The following is a 16,399-nucleotide window of genomic DNA, read 5'->3' on the forward strand; positions in this document are numbered from 1 at the left end:
TGATCGAGGCCGAGAACGCACCGGTGCGCGGATCGACGCCGGCACTGATGCTGCTCATAAAGTTGTAGGCCCCGGAATACACATCGCCGCTGCTGAGCAGGCTGGCGGCGGACTGGATGTCGGGGGTGTGCTCAGATGAGTGATGCATGTTTGCTACTCCTTGGCTGGAACGAAATAGCAAAATAGGAGCGCAGGCTTGAGGCTGACAATGAGCAGCAGCTGTAGAGGATGTCATGACAAAAAGTCACCCCGGCAAGTGCGGATGAGCGCTTGTTTGACTGGCGCGATTGCCGCGCAAGTCGCCACAGTGACGGTACGGGTTGCGGTTATTTAAGACTCGATCAACAACGTTCCGACGCTGAGGCTGTAAACTGTGGCGCTTCAAGCGTGACAGTTCCCCAACAAAAAGAGATTTACATGGCCAACCAAGACATCACCTTCACCCCTGATCCAGACACCCAATCGATCTCGTCCGACGTGGCCGGTTTTGCCGGCCTGCTGGTTTCCACCCAGATTCCCACCCGTGCCGATGGCAGCCTGGAACTGGGGGGTATCACCGAGCAGAGCGAATGCACGCTGCAAGCGCTCAAGGTCGCGCTGGAACGCGCAGGCAGCTCCATGGACCGGGTCTTGCATCTGACCATTTACCTCACGGACATGGCTGACCGCGCGGCATTCAACGAGGTGTACAAGCGTTTCTTTGCCAAGCCATGGCCGGTTCGCGCCGCCGTGGGTGTAGCCGCATTGGCAGTCGAAGGCATGCGTGTGGAAGTGACCGCAATGGCAGCCAAGGGCTGAGCCGTTCCATTTTTCCAGCAAGGTAAAGACTTCCATGGACAAGCTTGACCGGGCCATCCTGCAAATTCTGCAAACCGATTGCACGCGGCCGGTGGCCGAGATTGCCGACCAGATTGGCTTGGGCAGCACGGCGTGTTGGCGGCGGATTCAGAAGCTGGAAGAGTCCGGAGTCATCCGTGCCCGGGTCGCCTTGCTGGACGGCCACAAACTCAATGTCGGGGTGGTGGTGTTCGTGTCGATCAAAACCACGCAACACAATGCGCACTGGCTGGCGCAGTTTCACGCCGCGGTCTCGGCAGTGGATGAGGTGGTTGAGGTCTATCGGATGGCGGGTGACACGGATTACCTGTTGCGGGTGGCAGTGCCGGATGTCGCGGCCTATGACGGGGTTTACAAACAGTTGATTTGCATCCCGGGTCTGGCCGACATCAGCTCGAGTTTTTCCATGGAGCAAATCAAGTATTCCACGCGGCTGCCTCTGCGCTATGCGCCATAAGGTGTGTAGTCGCCACAGCGCAGACTTGTAGAAGCGAGCTTGCTCGCGATGGGTTCAGGCCACCGCAACCCTGCATTGTTTAAACGCTATATCCAGAGCCCGATGGAAGTCTTCGACCAGGTCGTCGATGTGTTCCAGCCCGGCATGTACCCGAATCAGATAACCTTCGTCGGGCTGGCGGGTGCAGCTGCGCACAGGCTGGCCGACCGGGACCACCAGGCTTTCGAAGCCGCCCCAGGACAGCCCGATCCCGAACAGTTGCAAATTATCGAACAGCCGCCCCAGCACGGCTGTGTCACGGGTTTTGACCCGTATCGAGAACAGGCCGCTGGCGCCCAGAAAATCCCGCTTCCAGAGGTCATGCCCGGGGTCATTGGCCAGGGCCGGGTGCAGCACTTGGCTGATGGCCGGGTGCTCGCTCAGGCTTTGCGCCAGTGCCACGCCGCTACGCCAGTGTTGTTGCAGGCGGATCGGCAGGGTGCGCAAGCCACGCAGTGCCAGAAACAAGTCGTCCGGGCTGGCGGTCTGCCCGAAATCATGGGCCCCGGCTTTAAGGATCTCCCAGGCCTTCTGGTTGGCCGTGGCCGTGCCCAGCAGGGCGTCCGAGTGGCCGACGATGTATTTGGTGGCCGCCTGGATGGACACATCAACCCCATGTTCAAACGGCTTGAAGTACAGGGGGGATGCCCAGGTATTGTCCAGCAGCACAAAGGCGCCTGCCTCGTGGGCGGCAGCGCAGATTGCAGGCAGGTCGGCCACCTCGAACGTGAGCGAGCCCGGTGATTCGGCGAAGACTACCCGGGTGTTGGGGCGCATGAGGGCAGCAATACCGGCGCCAATCAGCGGTGAAAAATACTCGACTTCAACCCCCAGGCGGCTCAGTACATTGCTGGCAAACGTACGTGTGGGCCCGTAGATGTTGTCAGTCATCAGCACATGATCGCCGGCACTGACAAAAGCCAGCAGGGCGTGGGTGCAGGCTGCCAGGCCCGAAGGGAAAACCAGGCAGCCATGGCCGCCTTCAAGCTCGGCCATGGCCTGCTCGAACGAGCGGGTGGTGGGCGTGCCGAAGCGTCCATAGTTGGAGTAGGGATTGCCGTTTTTTTTGCTCGCTTCCCAGCTGGCGAAGCTGTCCGCCAAGACGGTCGAACCGCGAAAGACCGGGGTGTTGACCAGCCCGCCGAAGGCCTGCGGGGTTCTTCCGGCGTGTATGTAGCGAGTCATGGCGTCATGCATTACAGCGGTACCTTCCTGCAAAGTGTGAGGAAAATGGTACCGGCTAATGGAGCGAAAAATATTGAATGTTTTTGCCTGTTATCAGATTTTTGGTAAAAGTTATTCTATAAATATGCCTATAAATAGAAAACAAATCTCATAATGAATGGCTGCGTAGGATTCTAGAGCGCGAGGTGCAGTATGGCCCTGCTGCCAGAGGGCGCCGAGCGTGGGGGCTCAATCAAGACCGGGTGAAATTGCCCTCGCAGGGGGCTGTCATCAAGGCCCCTGGCTGGCTGCCACCCATGACGCCAAGGGCCGGGATTCAGCGATCAGCTCACCTGACCGCCGGTTTCAAGCACATCCTGTTCGGTGTTCAGCGCGCTGATCAGGGCAATCCGCAGCCCTTGAACCACAGTCTCCAGTGCCATGGACGGCACCCCGGACTCCTGGGCCAGTTGCGGCAGCGTGGGGATATGGATAAAGCCACTGCGTACTCCCGAGCCGGCGAGGGCATGCTGCAAGCTATAGAACACCTGATTGCAGACAAAGGTGCCGGCTGTATGGGATACCGAGGCGTCAATGCCGGCAGCCTTGATTGCCCGCACCATGGCCTTGATCGGCAAGGTGCTGAAATACGCTGCAGGCCCTTGCGCCACCACCGGCGTGTCGATCGGTTGCAGGCCCTGGTTGTCGGGGATTCGCGCGTCATTGAGGTTGATTGCCACCCGTTCGACCGACAAGTCTGCACGGCCGCTTGCCAGGCCTACGGCAATCACCATCTCGGGTGCCAGTTGCGCCAGAAACTCGGCAAGCCGGGCTGGCGCCTCGGCGAAGGCGCAGGGCAACAGGCGGGCGACGATGCGCACATCATCGCTGAGCAAAACGCCGTCCAGAAGGCGCACGGCCTCCCAGGACGGGTTGATCGTATCTTGGTCGAACGGTTCAAAACCGGTCAGCAGCACAGTGCGCATGGCGGGCCTCACATCAACAGATAAAGCAGGACGATATTGACCACCAGCATCAGCAGCGCCGTTGGCATCTGGGCCTTGATCACGGCGTATTTGTCCGGCAGCTCCAGCAGGGCGACGGGCACGATGTTGAAGTTGGCTGCCATTGGCGTCATCAGGGTGCCGCAATAGCCGGAAAACATGCCGATCGCCGCCATCACTGCCGGGTTGGCATCGTAGACCCCCACCAGTATTGGCACCCCGACACCGCCGGTCATCACCGGGAATGCAGCAAAGCCGTTACCCATGATCACGGTAAACAGGGCCATGCCCAGCACGTAGACCATCACTGCTACCAGACGGTAGTCCATGTTGATGTAGGCGGTGGTGACGTGGGCAACTGCCGCGCCGACTCCGGCGTCATTGAACAGCAGGCCGAGCATGGCCAGCATTTGCGGCAATACCATGGTCCAGCCCAGGGCTTCGGTCAGACGCCGGGACTCGCGCAAGCCCTGCAGCGGTGTGTCGCGGGTCAGAATGCAAGCCAGTACCAGTGCCACCATGCAGCCGATGCCCAGCGATACGAAGGTAGTGTTCTTCGGGTCGAGCAGCGGTACGCCGCCGATCTGGACGTTCTTGAGCAGCACCGAGCCAATCACCGTTACCAGTGGAATCGACAGCGCCGGGATAAACAGCTTGTGGCCCAGGCGGCCGGCGCTGGCCCGTGCAGCTTTGACGTGCAACTCGGCATGGGCGCCGCGACCGACGCCACCGATGCCGGCAATAACGGCCATCACCAGCACGCCAACCCCGACCACGAACGGCGAAAGCCGGTCACCAATCAGAAATACCATCGCGAACAGTGCCCAGAACAGGCTGCTGGTCCAGCGCTTGGGGTGGGTGCGGTCAGTTGCGATCATGCCCGCGGTGATCAGCAACAGCGCGCCGGCCAGCCAGTAGAAATACTCGATAGAGATAATCATCGTGCCAGCTCCTTCGCCGCGTCAGCATCGTCTTGAGCGACTTCGGCCATGCTGCGCGACAGCATCAGATCGAAGCGATACAGGCGTAATGCATGGATGATAAAGGCGCAGATGGCGGTGGGGATGCCCCAGAAGGCAATGTGCAGCGGCTCGACATCCAGCCCCGAGCCCAGCAGGAAGGTATGCATCAGGGCGATGGCACCAAAGGCGACAAAAATATCTTCGCCAAAGAACAGGCCGATGTTATCGGTGGCGGCGCACATGGCCAGCACCTTGTGTCGCACCTTGTCCGGCAGCTTGCCGTATTTGTTCTCGGCCGCACCCTCGGCCATGGGGGCCAGCAACGGGCGCACCATTTGCGGATGACCGCCCAGGCTGGTCAGGCCCACCGCGGCGGTGGCTTCACGCAGGAACAGGTACATGATCAGCAGCCGGCCGACGGTTGCCCGCTGAAAGCTGGCGATCCAGTTTTGTGCATGCAGGCGCAAACCGTGGCGCTCCAGCAGGCCGATCACCGCCAGGGGTAATAACAGAATGAGTTGCAGGGCGCGGGTCTGGAGAAAGCCTTCGCCCATCAGGGTAATGATTTTTTCCAGGGGGAAGTGGGCTGCAAGGCCGGTGACGATAGCCGCCGCGCTCACCACCAGCAGTGGATTGAAGCGCAGTATAAAGCCCGCAATGATGACGAACACGCCAATCAGGGGCCACAGGTTTACGACGGTTTGCATGAGGGGGAAATCCCTTAGCTGAATGCCGCAACACCAGGGCAGGCTGGTGCGGGCAAGGCGAAAGCGGTCAGGCACACTTTCGCAAAATCGGTACGCTGCCGGACTCAGCGTGTTTTTTTATTTTTGACGCCCGATGAGGGAGCATCATTAGCCGATATGGTTGGTGGCTTTGAGCTACGCGTCCAGTCAAAAAAAGTTGTCACCCCCGAACAAAAAAGTTTTGCCAATCACCGACTTAAGCCGACTGGATTGAGTTCACGGCAAAGGTTTAGAGTGACGCACTTGTTCCGGTCCGGAGAAAACCCCCTTAATGAACATGCGTTTTCTTCTTACGTTCGTCTGGGTGGCGCGTCTTGGCAGTTTCCGCCTGACCGCAGAGAAACTTTCAACCACCCAGGCGGCGATATCCAGTCGCATATCGGTCCTCGAAACCGAGCTGGGTGTGCAGTTGTTCCTGCGTGACTCGCGTGGGGTGAGCCTGACGCGCGAGGGGCACAAGGTGCTGGGTTACGCCGAAGAAATGCTGGCCACCCAGCAACGCCTGCAGCAGTCCCTGGGCCTGGCCGACAGCTTTGCCGGGCGCTTGCGGATCGGGGTGATGGACACCGTGATTCACAGTTGGCTGAGCGAGTTGATCAGTGCCTTGAGCCGCGATTATCCGCAGGTCGAAGTCGAACTGACGGCCGATACCGCGCTGAACCTGAGTGAGCAATTGCTCAAGGGGCAACTGGATCTGGTGTTCCAGACCGATCTGCTCCGGGCAGACGGGGTACGCAACGTGCAACTGGCCAGTTACCCGCTGAGCTGGGTCGTGGCCCGTGCTGGCGCGCAGGATCGCAGTTACGCCAGCCTGGCGGATCTGTGTCAGGAACGGTTGCTGACGTTCTCCAGGCATTCCCGGCCCCATCAGGACATGCTCAACTTTCTGCATCAGCACGCCATTGCGGCGCCGAGGGTCAGCTGTATCAACTCGGTGGCGGCCATTATCAAACTGGTAGCCGACGGTTTCGGCATCGGCGCCTTGCCTCCGGTACTGGTCAGCCGTGAATTGCAGAGCGGGGCGATGATCGCCTTGCCGATCGAGGCCGCTCCGGGTTTTTCGGTGTATGCCAGTTGGCGCGCCGGTGCCGGCCTGGAGTTGAACGAGGCGGTGGTCAACCTGAGCCAGGCCGTTGTGGCCGAGTATCAGCGCAGCGTGTCGCCGGCCCACTTTGTGTTGCCGCACAACTGATCCGCTTTTATTCGCATTATCTGCGACTGTTATGTGTGCAGTTCGCGGCGCAGAATTGCCCCCAACCTTTCGAGACAGGCAAGGGCGTGAGCCTCGGGCATCACTCCCATGGTGCTGGCAGATGTTCTGCGCCTGTTTTATTACGAACGTTTGAGGGCAATTGTTATGGGCAAGATGGCATGGTTTTTAGGTGGTTTTTTGGCGTTGACCATCGGCATCGGCATTTTGGCGACGATCCCGCCGGGTTGAGCCAGCATCGGTTCACACCTGTGCACATGCTTACCAAACAACCGCATTTTCTGTAGTCGCTGCCCAGATGCGGTTCAGGCTTGCAGTGCCTGCTCGATATCCGCCAACAAATCGGCAATGTCTTCCAGACCTACCGCCAGTCTCACCAGCCCCTCGGAAATATCATGCCGCTCCCGTTCTTCCAGGGTGTAGGTGGAGTGGGTCATGCTCGCGGGATGCTGCGCCAGCGACTCTGCTCCGCCGAGGCTGACTGCACGGCTGAACAGTTGCAGGGCGTTCATGAACCGCTGGCCCGCGGCAAGGCCACCCTTGAGTTCAAAGGCGATCATGCCCCCCGGCAGTTTCATTTGCCGGGATGCCAGTGCGTGCTGGGGAAAAGAGGGCAGGCCGGGGTAGGCGACCCATTCCACCGCGGGGTGCTCCTGCAAACAAGCGGCGATGACTTGAGCGTTGCTGCAATGGCGGTCCATGCGCAAGGCCAGGGTCTTGAGGCCGCGCATCAATAGATAGGCATCCTGGGGCGACATTACTGCACCCGTGAGGTCTTTGAGGCCTTGCAGGCGGATCCGGTCTGCCAGGGCCTGACTGGTCACGACTATGCCCGCCGTAATGTCACTGTGACCGCTGAGGTATTTGGTGGCCGAATGCACGACCAGGTCGGCACCCAGTTCCAGCGGGCGTTGCAGGTACGGGGTGCAGTAGGTGTTGTCGATAGCCACGACAATGTCCTGGTGCTTGTGGGCAATGTCTGAAACGGCGGCTATATCCACCAGCTTCATGTTGGGGTTGGCCGGTGATTCGAAGTAGATCATGCGCGTTGCCGGGCTGATCGCGGCTTCGAGTTCGATCAGGTCGGACATGTCGACATGCTTGACCTTGACCCCGAATTCGCCGATGCCGTGGTGCAGGAGGGCAAAGGTACAGCCGTATAGCGTGCGGTTGACGATGATTTCATCGCCGGGTCTGAGCAGGGTCCAGAAGGTGGCGGCAATCGCACCCATGCCGGAGCTGAATGCCACACCCGCTTCGCCGTTTTCCAGTGCCGCCATGCGCGACTCCAGCAGGGCCAGGGTCGGGTTGGAAATGCGGGTGTAAAAATGCCCGCTTTGCTCACCGGCAAAACACCCTGCGCCATATTCGACGGTGGGAAAGGCAAAGGTTGAGGTGAGATAAATCGGTGGTATCAGCGCGCCGTTATTCTGCAGTGGATCGTAGCCGTGATGAATCGCGCGGGTAGAAAAACCGAAGTCATTGTTCTTGTCTGTCATGGCGGACTCTCCGATATTTCCTCCGATGCTATGCTCAAAACCAACAATAAAAATTCCATATTGGCCAGCCAAATACAGGTTTATTGGCATAAAAGCCGGTCATGCTGAAACTTGGAGGCAAATTATGCCAATTGCTCTGGATAGAACCGATAAGGCCCTGCTTAGCGCGCTGCAAGGCAATGCGCGCCTGACCATTGCCGAGCTGGCCGAGAAAGTTTCATTGACCACTTCACCTTGTTGGCGAAGGGTAAAAGCCCTGGAGGAAAGCGGCCTTATTTGTGGCTATCAAGCGATTCTCTCACCCAGGGAGCTGGGCTACGGGGTGACAGCTTTTGTGAGTCTGATGATGGCTTCGCATTCCAGGGAAACCGCAAGGGATTTTGAGCAGCGCTTGCTGGACATCCCTGAAATTATTGCCTGCCATAACATCTCGGGCCGTTATGACTTCTTGCTCGAAGTGGTGGCCAAAGACCTGGAGTCCTTCGGTGAATTTGCCCGGGAGGTGCTGCAGACCTTGCCCGCGGTAAAGGAAATTTATTCAAGTTTCTCGTTCAAGGCGGTCAAGCCCAATCGCCTCATTCCGATGCAACCTTGACTGCCAATCAGCGCACCCCGCGCGTTACGCTGATTGATTCAATCCCCTTGGCTTGTGGACGGGCATAATGCGCCTCGGACTTTCATAATCAGCCAGGAGTTTTGTGACAGTGATGTTTGAAATAAAACCGCTCAGCCCCGAGATCTATCGCCAGAAGACCCGGCGCAGCACCCTGTACATCGCGCTGACCTTTGCCGCATTGGCGCTACTGGTATCCGGGTTGGCAGTGATGCTGCTGGGAGTCGAGGGTGGTGATAATTTCCGTTTGAACCTGGCCGGCGTGATTGTGGCTTTGCTCATCACCATTGCCCTGGTGCGGTTCAACTTCTGGTCGCAGCCCTGGATGGCACCGGCGGTGTATGGCTGGCAGCTCAAACGCAGTCTGATGAAAGTCACCAACGTCATGCACCATGTGACGGCGGGGGTGATGGCTGGCGATGTGACGGCCATGAAGCTGCTGCGCTTCTATCACCTGGGGATTACCCAGATGTACCAGCTGGACGCCAATTCCAGTGCGCTGAGCCAGATGGTTCACGAGATTGATCTGCATAAGGCACGGCTGGAGGCGCTCGGTATCGATACCGAACAGACCCGGCTGGATCCGGCCTGGCTGGAAACGGTCAAAAAATTTGCACCGTTGAAGTAATCCTTTGCCGGGCAAGCCGGGCGCAATGCGCTTTTGCCCGCCCGGCATGCCCCTCAGGACAGGCTCAGCTTACGACGCGATAGCAGGGTACGTACTCCGCGCCACCCGGCAGTTTCATGCGGTGCTGGGCGACGAATGCATGGAGTAGTTTATCCAGCGGTTTCATGATTGCCGGGTCACCATGAATCTCGTACGGGCCGTGCTGCTCGATCAAGTGAATGCCTTTCTCCTTCACGTTGCCCGACACAATCCCGGAAAAAGCCTGACGCAGGTTGATCGCCAGTTCATGGGCCGGCATGTCGCTGCGCAATTGCAGGCTGGCCATATTGGCGTGGGTGGGCTCGAACGGACGCTGGAAGCCCTCATCGATTTTCAATAACCAGTTGAAGTGGAACGCGTCATTGCGCTCGCGGCGAAACATTTTCACCGCCTTGAGCCCCGAGGTCATTTGCCGGGCCACTTCGGCCGGGTTGTCGATGATGATCTGGTAATGGGTCTGTGCCGCCTCGCCGAGGGTGGCACCGACAAATTCATGCAGCTGCTGCAAATACGGCGCTGCTTCCTTTGGCCCGGTCAGGATGACCGGGAACGGCACATCGCTGTTTTCCGGGTGCATCAGGATACCGAGCAGATACAGGAACTCTTCGGCAGTCCCGGCGCCGCCCGGGAAGATGATCACGCCGTGGCCAACCCGGACGAAGGCTTCAAGGCGTTTTTCGATGTCCGGCAGAATCACCAGTTCGTTGACGATGGGGTTCGGCGCTTCGGCGGCGATGATGCCCGGTTCGGTCAGGCCCAGATAACGGCCACCGGTCAAACGCTGTTTGGCGTGGGAAATGGTGGCCCCTTTCATTGGCCCCTTCATCACGCCTGGGCCGCAGCCGGTGCAGATGTCCAGGCTGCGCAGGCCCAGTTCGTGGCCGACCTTTTTGGTGTACTTGTACTCTTCGGTATTGATCGAGTGACCACCCCAGCACACGACGATCTTGGGTTCTACGCCCGGGCGCAGGGTGCGGGCGTTGCGCAGCAGGTGGAACACATAGTCGGTGATGCCTGCTGAGGTGCTCAGGTCGATGCGCGGGCTGTCCAGGCCGCTTTGGGTGTAGACAATGTCGCGCAGGGCGCTGAACAGCATCTCGCGGGTGCTGGCGATCATTTCGCCATCAACGAATGCATCAGCCGGCGCATTGAGCAGTTCAAGGCGAACGCCACGGTCCTGCTGGTGAATCCGCACCTCGAAATCCTGATAGGCCTCAAGGATGGTTTTAGCGTTGTCGACCTGGGCGCCGGTATTGAGGATTGCCAGCACGCACTGTCGGAACAGGGTGTAACTGCTGCCTGAGCCGACTTCGCTCAATTGCTGAACTTCACGTTGCGAGAGTGTTTCCAGACTGCCTTTCGGGCTGACCGAGGCATTGATGACTTGTCTTTGAACCATTATGGGCTTCCTGTAAGCGGGATCGAAAAGTGGCTTGGCGCAGCTATTGAGTTCATATCAGCCATCTGCATCTGCCGAGCGAGAGGTCCCAACTCTTACGTCTTTAGATTTATTCGCTTTAAGCATAGTAGCCCCGGGTGGGGCCTGTCACAGCTTTGACAACAGTACCACTGCAGGCGGATAAGGCCAGCGCAGCCCTGTTTAGAGCAGCTGGCGCGGCAAAGGTGCGGGGGTTTGAGTTAATCTTTTGCACAATCAGGGATCACCATCCCGCTCGCGAATATTTGAGGAACCGCCATGATCATCACCACCACCAACCGAATAGAAGGCCGCCAGATCACCGAGTACCTGGGAGTGGTCAGTGCCGAGTCGGTACACGGCATCAACGTAGTGCGGGATTTTTTTACCGGGGTGCGGGATTTCTTTGGCGGGCGCTCTCAGACCCTGGAGCGGGCACTGAAAGAAGCGCGTGCCGAGGTCACGGATGAAATTCGCGACAGGGCGCAAGGCTTGCGGGCAGATGCCATTGTCGGGCTGAACTTCGAAATCAGCATGCCTTCAGGGCGTGGCGGGATGCTGGTGGTGTTTGCCACCGGCACGGCAGTGCGCCTGGGCTAGAATCCGGCAGCCATCAAGGCTGCCGAATGGCCGATGCAACCCGAATAAGGGCTTAGACGGTTGTAGTACCCACTGCCGCGGTTTTGGACAGGGCGTCCTGCAGCTTCTGCTCTTGTTCAGGGGACAGCGAGGTGCGCAGGACCTTGCCTTTGAAGTTTGAGTCTTCAAGCTCTTGCAGCACTTTTTCCGGCTGGAATTTGCGCAGCAGCAAAAACAGGGCCGAGGAATCGTTGGGGATGGTTTCGCTCAGGGACTTGATGAACTGGTCATCAATCCCGTAGTCGCTCAACGAACCCGAAAGGGCGCCGGTGCCTGCGCCCAGAGCGCCGCCAATGGCAAAACCGGCCAGCGGGTTGAGGAACAGCAGGCCCACCAGTGCCCCCCAAAGGCCGCCGGTGACCAGGCCAGAAGTAGCCCCGAGAGCGGTAAGATTGACGCTTTGCTTGATATGGATTTTGCCGTCGGCGTTACGAACCACAATGACCGCATCTTCCAGCTCTACCAGGTGCTCTTTGCTGAGCGAAACCATTTTGGTGAGGGCGCGATCTGCTACTTCGGTATCTGAAAATCCCACTACGATTAAATCGGACATGTCTTTCATTCCTTGACGGTACAGGTCCAGCCCTTTGCCGGGCTGACATTAGGAGGCGCTTTCAGACCTTCATCAGTGCAGTGACTCAGTCTGTATCAGCTTTCTACGCGGACTGAGCGTGGTCGCAAACCTTGGAACGGTCAAGTAGGCAGGAATAATCCAGTACTGAAGCAGGCTTGAACAAGCGAGGGGGAGGGCGTGACGGGTTGCCTCTGAGGTCGTGGATTGAGGAGGGCTGGCCGGGCAGCCCTGACACTCATTCCAAGGGCTGATACCTCGGAGGTTTACGGTTGATCGTTTTTGTCAGAGGCAGACAGACCTGCCTGGATGCGTTGATAAATTTCTTCACGGTGAACAGCGACATCTTTCGGCGCGTTGATGCCGATTCTGACCTGTTGCCCGCTGACTCCTAAAATAGTGATCGTAATATCATCACCAATGTTTATGCTTTCACCAACTTTACGGGTGAGAATCAGCATTTTTTTCTCCTTGAGGGCTTTGTAAGGCACGTCTCTGAGACGGTGCGGCTTCGTTCATGACTACAGAATACTGCTTAGTGCGTATAAATGCGCCGCTCATTACAGACGTCAGCGCCAGGGACTTAATTCCCCACAGGGGAAAAGTTCTCGCGTATGAGCCTTAAATTGGGGCGAATCGGATTTGTTCAAGGTGAGCAATGGTTGGTGCCCCAGTGATAAAATCGATTCACACAAACAGACAGGGGAAACGCAGTGCGTAAAGTCATCGTGATGACAGCAATATTGGCCTTGACGGCTTGCGGTCAGGAGTCTAACGATAAAATCCAGCGGGCTAAAGCAGCTTCTGAAGCTACGGCGGTCCAGGCCCCGGTTGCCCGTTGGGCGCTGGAGATCACTGAGGGCCAGCGCGCAACTATCACCGATACCACGGGAAGGCTTCTTGACAATGGTTTCACTCCTTATATTTATGAGCGTGAGGGTGTGAAGCACTTCCTGGTCGGACCATTCGCCACTGAAGCCCAGGCTCATGAGGCGCAGGAAAAAATGAAACTCAAGCCCAAACTCGATGGCATTGAAACGGACGTGATTGAATTACCCGCCGCGAATTAAACTGCCGCAGTGTCGCGTAGCAGCGTAAGCGTAGCCTTAACAGGCGCTATGCGACGCCTCGGGCGAGAATATTTTGCGTCTGCGGGGGGGCCTGAATTGTCAGGGTGCTCATCGATGAAGCACAAGGACAAGGGCGATAAGCAATGGGCAATCACAAAATTGAAATTCGCCGGGCGAACGTAGAAAAAATCCTTCTCGGCGCCGAGAAGATTTTTGCAGAAAAAGGCTTTGCGGGCGCGGCAATGGCGGACATCGCCGCTGAAGTTCAGCTGCCACGCTCCAACCTGCATTATTACTTCAGCACCAAAACCGAGCTCTATAGTGCAGTGCTGCTGGGCCTGCTCGACGTGTGGAAACAGGATGCGCTGTGTTTCGAGACCTACGACGACCCGCGGCTGGTACTCAGCAGTTATATCCGGGCCAAAATGAACCATTCGCGCACCCGGCCTTACGGCTCGAAAGTCTGGGCCAACGAAATCATCCACGGCGCTCCTTCGCTGGGCCTGGCGCTGGATGCCAGCCTCTATGACTGGGCCAAGATGAAAGAAGCCAAGATCCGGCAATGGGTGGTGGACAAGCGGATTCTGCCGGTGGAGCCCGCCAGCGTGCTGTACATGATCTGGGCCTCAACCCAGCATTACGCCGACTTCGACCATCAGGTAAACATCCTCAACGATCACCAGCCACTGTCGGACATCCAGTTCGAGCGGGCGGTGCAGACGGTCACCAGCGTGATCCTGCGCGGGATCGGCCTGGAGCCCTGAGCGGTAGCCGGCTCCCACAGGCTCAGACCTGCAGGAGCGAGCTTGCTCGCGACGGGGTTATCCGCTGGCCCCGTGCTTCAGGATGCCACGTGATACGGATTGCGTGGATCATGGTTCCAGTCCAGGAACGGCAAGCCATTGTCGTGTGGCACCATCTCGATACATGACTCCACCGGGCAGGTGATCTGACACAGATTGCAACCCACGCACTCGTCCTCGATAACCTCATAACGACGGGTACCGTCGGCCAGCTTGACGCTGGAAATGGCCTGGTGCGACGTGTCTTCACAGGCAATGTGGCAGCGCCCGCAACCGATACAGGCATCCTGGTCGATTTTGGCGATCACCTGGTAATTGATATCCAGGTACTTCCAGTCGGTGGTGTTGCCCACAGCGCGCCCGGAGAAATCCTCCAGGCTGGTGTAGCCCTGGCTGTCCATCCAGCGCGACAAGCCATCCTTCATCTCGTCCACAATCCGGAACCCGTGGAGCATCGCTGCGGTACACACCTGCACCGCGCCACAGCCCAGGGCGATGAATTCTGCCGCATCACGCCAGCTGCCGATGCCGCCAATGCCGCAGATCGGCAAGCCCCGGGTTTGTGGATCGCGGGCAATTTCGGCCACCATATTCAGGGCTATCGGCTTGACCGCCGAGCCGCAATAGCCGCCGTGGGTGCTCTGGCTGCCGACCATTGGCAACGCCACCATGCGCTCCAGGTCGACACTGGTGATGGAGTTGATGGTATTGATCAACGACACTGCATCCGCACCGCCGCGGTGGGCGGCCCGGGCGCTGAGTCGCACATCGGTGATGTTGGGCGTCAGCTTGACGATCACCGGCAGCGAGCAATAGGTCTTGCACCAGCGGGTCACCATCTCCACGTACTCGGGCACCTGGCCCACCGCCGCCCCCATTCCCCGTTCAGGCATGCCGTGGGGGCAGCCGAAATTCAGCTCGATTCCATCGGCGCCGGTGGCCTCAACCAGCGGCAGGATGTATTTCCACGCCTGCTCCTCGCACGGCACCATCAATGACACGATCAACGCCCGGTCCGGCCAGTCTTTTTTGACCTGGGTAATTTCCCGTAGATTGATCTCCAGAGAGCGATCGGTAATCAACTCGATATTGTTGATACCCATGACTTCGCGGTTAGGCCCGAAGTGGGCTGAATAGCGGGACGACACATTGACCGCCGCCGGGTCTTCACCCAGGGTTTTCCAGACCACGCCGCCCCAGCCCGCTTCATAGGCGCGGACCACGTTAAAGGCTTTGTCGGTGGGGGGCGCAGAGGCCAGCCAGAACGGGTTGGGTGCCTTGATACCGGCGAAAACAATCGAGAGATCGGCCATTTACGCTGCCTCCTGGTTAAGCATGAGATGGGCATGAATGGCTTCTGCGGCCAGCTTGCCGTGTTGTACCGCCTGTACGGTCAGATCCTGGCCCAGGGAGGTGCAATCGCCCCCGGCATAGACCCCGGGTACGCTGGTGCGCAGTTGCTCATCCACCTCAATCCGGTCACCCGCACGCTTCAACGCCTGGGCCAGCGGATCGTTCAGCGCGCTTTCATCGAACGTCTGGCCGATGGCCTTGAACACCGCATCTGCCGCCAGCTCAAAGCTTTCACCGGTGCTCACCGGGCGCCCGCCTTCAAGGCGGGTACGGGCAAAGCGCATGCCGCGCACGCGGCCTTGTTCATCCAGCAGCAATTCCTGTGGCTGGGCCCAGGTCATCAGCCGCACCTGATTGGCCTTGGCAATGTCTTGCTCGTGCCCGGTGGCGCCCATGTCCTCAAGGCCTCGGCGGTACACCAGATTGACCTCGCGAGCACCAAGACGGGCCATTTGCACCGCCATATCGATGGCCGTATTGCCCGCGCCCAGCACGATGCAGCGATCGGCCAGGGGCAGTTGCGTCAGGTCGTCGCTCTGGCGCAGTTCACGGATGTAGTCGGTGGCGGCCAGCAGGCCGGGCGCGTCTTCGTCGGGCAGGCCCAACTGGCGACTGGCTGCCAGGCCGATGGCCAGAAACACCGAATCGAACTGCAGATGCAGCTCGCTCAGACTGAGATTGCTGCCCAGTCGCTGGCCGTGGCGCACCTCGATGCCACCGATTTGCAGCACGAAATCCACCTCGCGCTGGGCAAAGTCGTCCACCAGCTTGTATTTGGCGATTCCGTATTCATTGAGGCCGCCGGCTTTTTCGCTGGCTTCGAAGATCACCACTTCATGCCCGAGCAGGGCCAGGCGATGGGCACAGGCCAGCCCGGCGGGCCCCGCCCCGACTACGGCGATACGCTTGCCGGTGGGCGCTGCCCGGGTGAACGGGTATTCGCTGAACTGCGCATTGTCCACCGCATACCGCTGGAGCAAGCCGATCAAGACCGGGGCGCATTCCTGGTCGTTATTACGCACGCAGGCCTGCTGGCACAGCACCTCGGTCGGACAGACCCGGGCGCAACTGCCGCCCAGGATGTTGGCCGAGAGGATCTTGTGCGCGGCGCCCTTGACATTCTCCTGCTGGATATTGCGAATGAACGACGGGATATCGATATCGCTGGGGCACGCATTGACACACGGGGCGTCATAGCAATACAGGCAGCGCGAGCTTTCCAATACGGCCTGTCGGGCGGACAGGGGTGGTGCCAGATCAGTGAAATGACTGGCCAGCGCCACCGCATCCTGGTGGGAATGCGGCAAATGGTTCAGGGACTTGATCACGTTGGTTGCCTCACGGTTGT

Annotated in this window: 19 protein-coding genes; 9 read left to right on the forward strand and 10 right to left on the reverse strand. The window is 58.9% G+C overall.

The features are described 5' to 3' along the window. Positions 1 to 417 precede the first annotated feature (417 nt). Together WG29040_RS14155 and WG29040_RS14160 are read left to right on the forward strand one after the other, a co-directional pair. Positions 418 to 798, forward strand: a complete 381-nt coding sequence (locus tag WG29040_RS14155; protein WP_127196377.1) for a RidA family protein — start codon at positions 418 to 420, stop codon at positions 796 to 798. A gap of 34 nt (positions 799 to 832) precedes the next feature. Further along, the gene (locus WG29040_RS14160) at positions 833 to 1,294 is read left to right on the forward strand and encodes an Lrp/AsnC family transcriptional regulator (RefSeq protein ID WP_127196378.1); all 462 of its coding nucleotides are present in this window, start codon (positions 833 to 835) and stop codon (positions 1,292 to 1,294) included. A gap of 54 nt (positions 1,295 to 1,348) precedes the next feature. On the opposite strand, the gene metC is transcribed toward WG29040_RS14160, so the two are convergent. From metC to WG29040_RS14180, 4 genes are all read right to left on the reverse strand, one after another. Next, complete coding sequence (gene metC / locus WG29040_RS14165; protein WP_235972478.1) at positions 1,349 to 2,518, reverse strand: cystathionine beta-lyase; 1,170 nt, start codon at positions 2,516 to 2,518, stop codon at positions 1,349 to 1,351. 323 nt (positions 2,519 to 2,841) lie between these two features. Beyond that, positions 2,842 to 3,483 (reverse strand): pyroglutamyl-peptidase I, encoded by a 642-nt coding sequence (pcp, locus tag WG29040_RS14170; protein ID WP_127196380.1) that lies wholly within the window; start codon positions 3,481 to 3,483, stop codon positions 2,842 to 2,844. Between the two features lie 8 nt (positions 3,484 to 3,491). Continuing rightward, positions 3,492 to 4,442, reverse strand: coding sequence for a DUF979 domain-containing protein (locus WG29040_RS14175; protein ID WP_003442378.1), 951 nt, complete (start codon positions 4,440 to 4,442; stop codon positions 3,492 to 3,494). Further along, on the reverse strand, positions 4,439 to 5,170 hold the full coding sequence (locus tag WG29040_RS14180) for a DUF969 domain-containing protein (RefSeq protein ID WP_003442379.1): 732 nt from the start codon (positions 5,168 to 5,170) through the stop codon (positions 4,439 to 4,441). The genes WG29040_RS14175 and WG29040_RS14180 overlap by 4 nt, the downstream gene beginning before the upstream one ends. Before the next feature lie 310 nt (positions 5,171 to 5,480). Here WG29040_RS14180 and WG29040_RS14185 point away from each other — a divergent pair, with 310 nt between their 5' ends. Together WG29040_RS14185 and WG29040_RS24345 are read left to right on the forward strand one after the other, a co-directional pair. Then, entirely contained in the window at positions 5,481 to 6,401 is a 921-nt protein-coding gene (locus WG29040_RS14185; RefSeq protein WP_003442380.1) for a LysR family transcriptional regulator, read from the forward strand. A 108-nt stretch (positions 6,402 to 6,509) separates the two neighbouring features. Further along, positions 6,510 to 6,650 carry a hypothetical protein gene (locus tag WG29040_RS24345; RefSeq protein ID WP_165878368.1) on the forward strand — a complete coding sequence of 47 codons (141 nt, stop codon included), beginning with the start codon at positions 6,510 to 6,512 and terminating at the stop codon, positions 6,648 to 6,650. Positions 6,651 to 6,724: 74 nt separating this feature from the next. Here the strand turns inward: WG29040_RS24345 and WG29040_RS14190 are convergent, their stop codons facing one another. Further along, positions 6,725 to 7,918, reverse strand: coding sequence for a methionine gamma-lyase (locus WG29040_RS14190; RefSeq protein WP_010657419.1), 1,194 nt, complete (start codon positions 7,916 to 7,918; stop codon positions 6,725 to 6,727). Positions 7,919 to 8,042: 124 nt separating this feature from the next. On the opposite strand from WG29040_RS14190, the gene WG29040_RS14195 reads away from it, so the two are divergent. Beyond that, positions 8,043 to 8,513, forward strand: a complete 471-nt coding sequence (locus tag WG29040_RS14195) for an Lrp/AsnC family transcriptional regulator (RefSeq protein WP_127196381.1) — start codon at positions 8,043 to 8,045, stop codon at positions 8,511 to 8,513. 112 nt (positions 8,514 to 8,625) lie between these two features. After that, positions 8,626 to 9,159, forward strand: a complete 534-nt coding sequence (locus WG29040_RS14200) for a DUF3087 family protein (RefSeq protein ID WP_003442383.1) — start codon at positions 8,626 to 8,628, stop codon at positions 9,157 to 9,159. Between the two features lie 64 nt (positions 9,160 to 9,223). Here WG29040_RS14200 and ppnN read toward each other — a convergent pair whose 3' ends face one another. Next, positions 9,224 to 10,597 carry a nucleotide 5'-monophosphate nucleosidase PpnN gene (gene ppnN / locus WG29040_RS14205; RefSeq protein WP_003442384.1) on the reverse strand — a complete coding sequence of 458 codons (1,374 nt, stop codon included), beginning with the start codon at positions 10,595 to 10,597 and terminating at the stop codon, positions 9,224 to 9,226. Positions 10,598 to 10,894: 297 nt separating this feature from the next. On the opposite strand from ppnN, the gene WG29040_RS14210 reads away from it, so the two are divergent. Beyond that, positions 10,895 to 11,215, forward strand: a complete 321-nt coding sequence (locus tag WG29040_RS14210; RefSeq protein WP_003442385.1) for a YbjQ family protein — start codon at positions 10,895 to 10,897, stop codon at positions 11,213 to 11,215. A gap of 52 nt (positions 11,216 to 11,267) precedes the next feature. Here the strand turns inward: WG29040_RS14210 and WG29040_RS14215 are convergent, their stop codons facing one another. Together WG29040_RS14215 and csrA are read right to left on the reverse strand one after the other, a co-directional pair. Further along, positions 11,268 to 11,807, reverse strand: coding sequence for a DUF1269 domain-containing protein (locus WG29040_RS14215; RefSeq protein ID WP_003442386.1), 540 nt, complete (start codon positions 11,805 to 11,807; stop codon positions 11,268 to 11,270). A 284-nt stretch (positions 11,808 to 12,091) separates the two neighbouring features. Next, positions 12,092 to 12,286, reverse strand: coding sequence for a carbon storage regulator CsrA (csrA, locus tag WG29040_RS14220; protein ID WP_003442387.1), 195 nt, complete (start codon positions 12,284 to 12,286; stop codon positions 12,092 to 12,094). Positions 12,287 to 12,538: 252 nt separating this feature from the next. Here csrA and WG29040_RS14225 point away from each other — a divergent pair, with 252 nt between their 5' ends. Continuing rightward, a complete protein-coding gene (locus WG29040_RS14225) occupies positions 12,539 to 12,895 on the forward strand; it encodes a hypothetical protein (protein ID WP_003442389.1) in 357 nt (118 codons plus the stop codon). A 143-nt stretch (positions 12,896 to 13,038) separates the two neighbouring features. Then, a complete protein-coding gene (locus WG29040_RS14230) occupies positions 13,039 to 13,659 on the forward strand; it encodes a TetR family transcriptional regulator C-terminal domain-containing protein (RefSeq protein ID WP_127196382.1) in 621 nt (206 codons plus the stop codon). A 77-nt stretch (positions 13,660 to 13,736) separates the two neighbouring features. Here the strand turns inward: WG29040_RS14230 and preA are convergent, their stop codons facing one another. Beyond that, positions 13,737 to 15,011: an NAD-dependent dihydropyrimidine dehydrogenase subunit PreA gene (gene preA / locus WG29040_RS14235; protein WP_127196383.1), complete on the reverse strand. Its 1,275-nt coding sequence runs from the start codon at positions 15,009 to 15,011 to the stop codon at positions 13,737 to 13,739. After that, positions 15,012 to 16,379: an NAD(P)-dependent oxidoreductase gene (locus WG29040_RS14240; protein ID WP_127196384.1), complete on the reverse strand. Its 1,368-nt coding sequence runs from the start codon at positions 16,377 to 16,379 to the stop codon at positions 15,012 to 15,014. It lies immediately after the preceding gene. Positions 16,380 to 16,399: the final 20 nt, after the last annotated feature.

It is taken from the genome of Pseudomonas sp. PAMC 29040 (genome assembly GCF_003994535.1).
GTDB classification, from domain to species: domain Bacteria; phylum Pseudomonadota; class Gammaproteobacteria; order Pseudomonadales; family Pseudomonadaceae; genus Aquipseudomonas; species Aquipseudomonas paraversuta.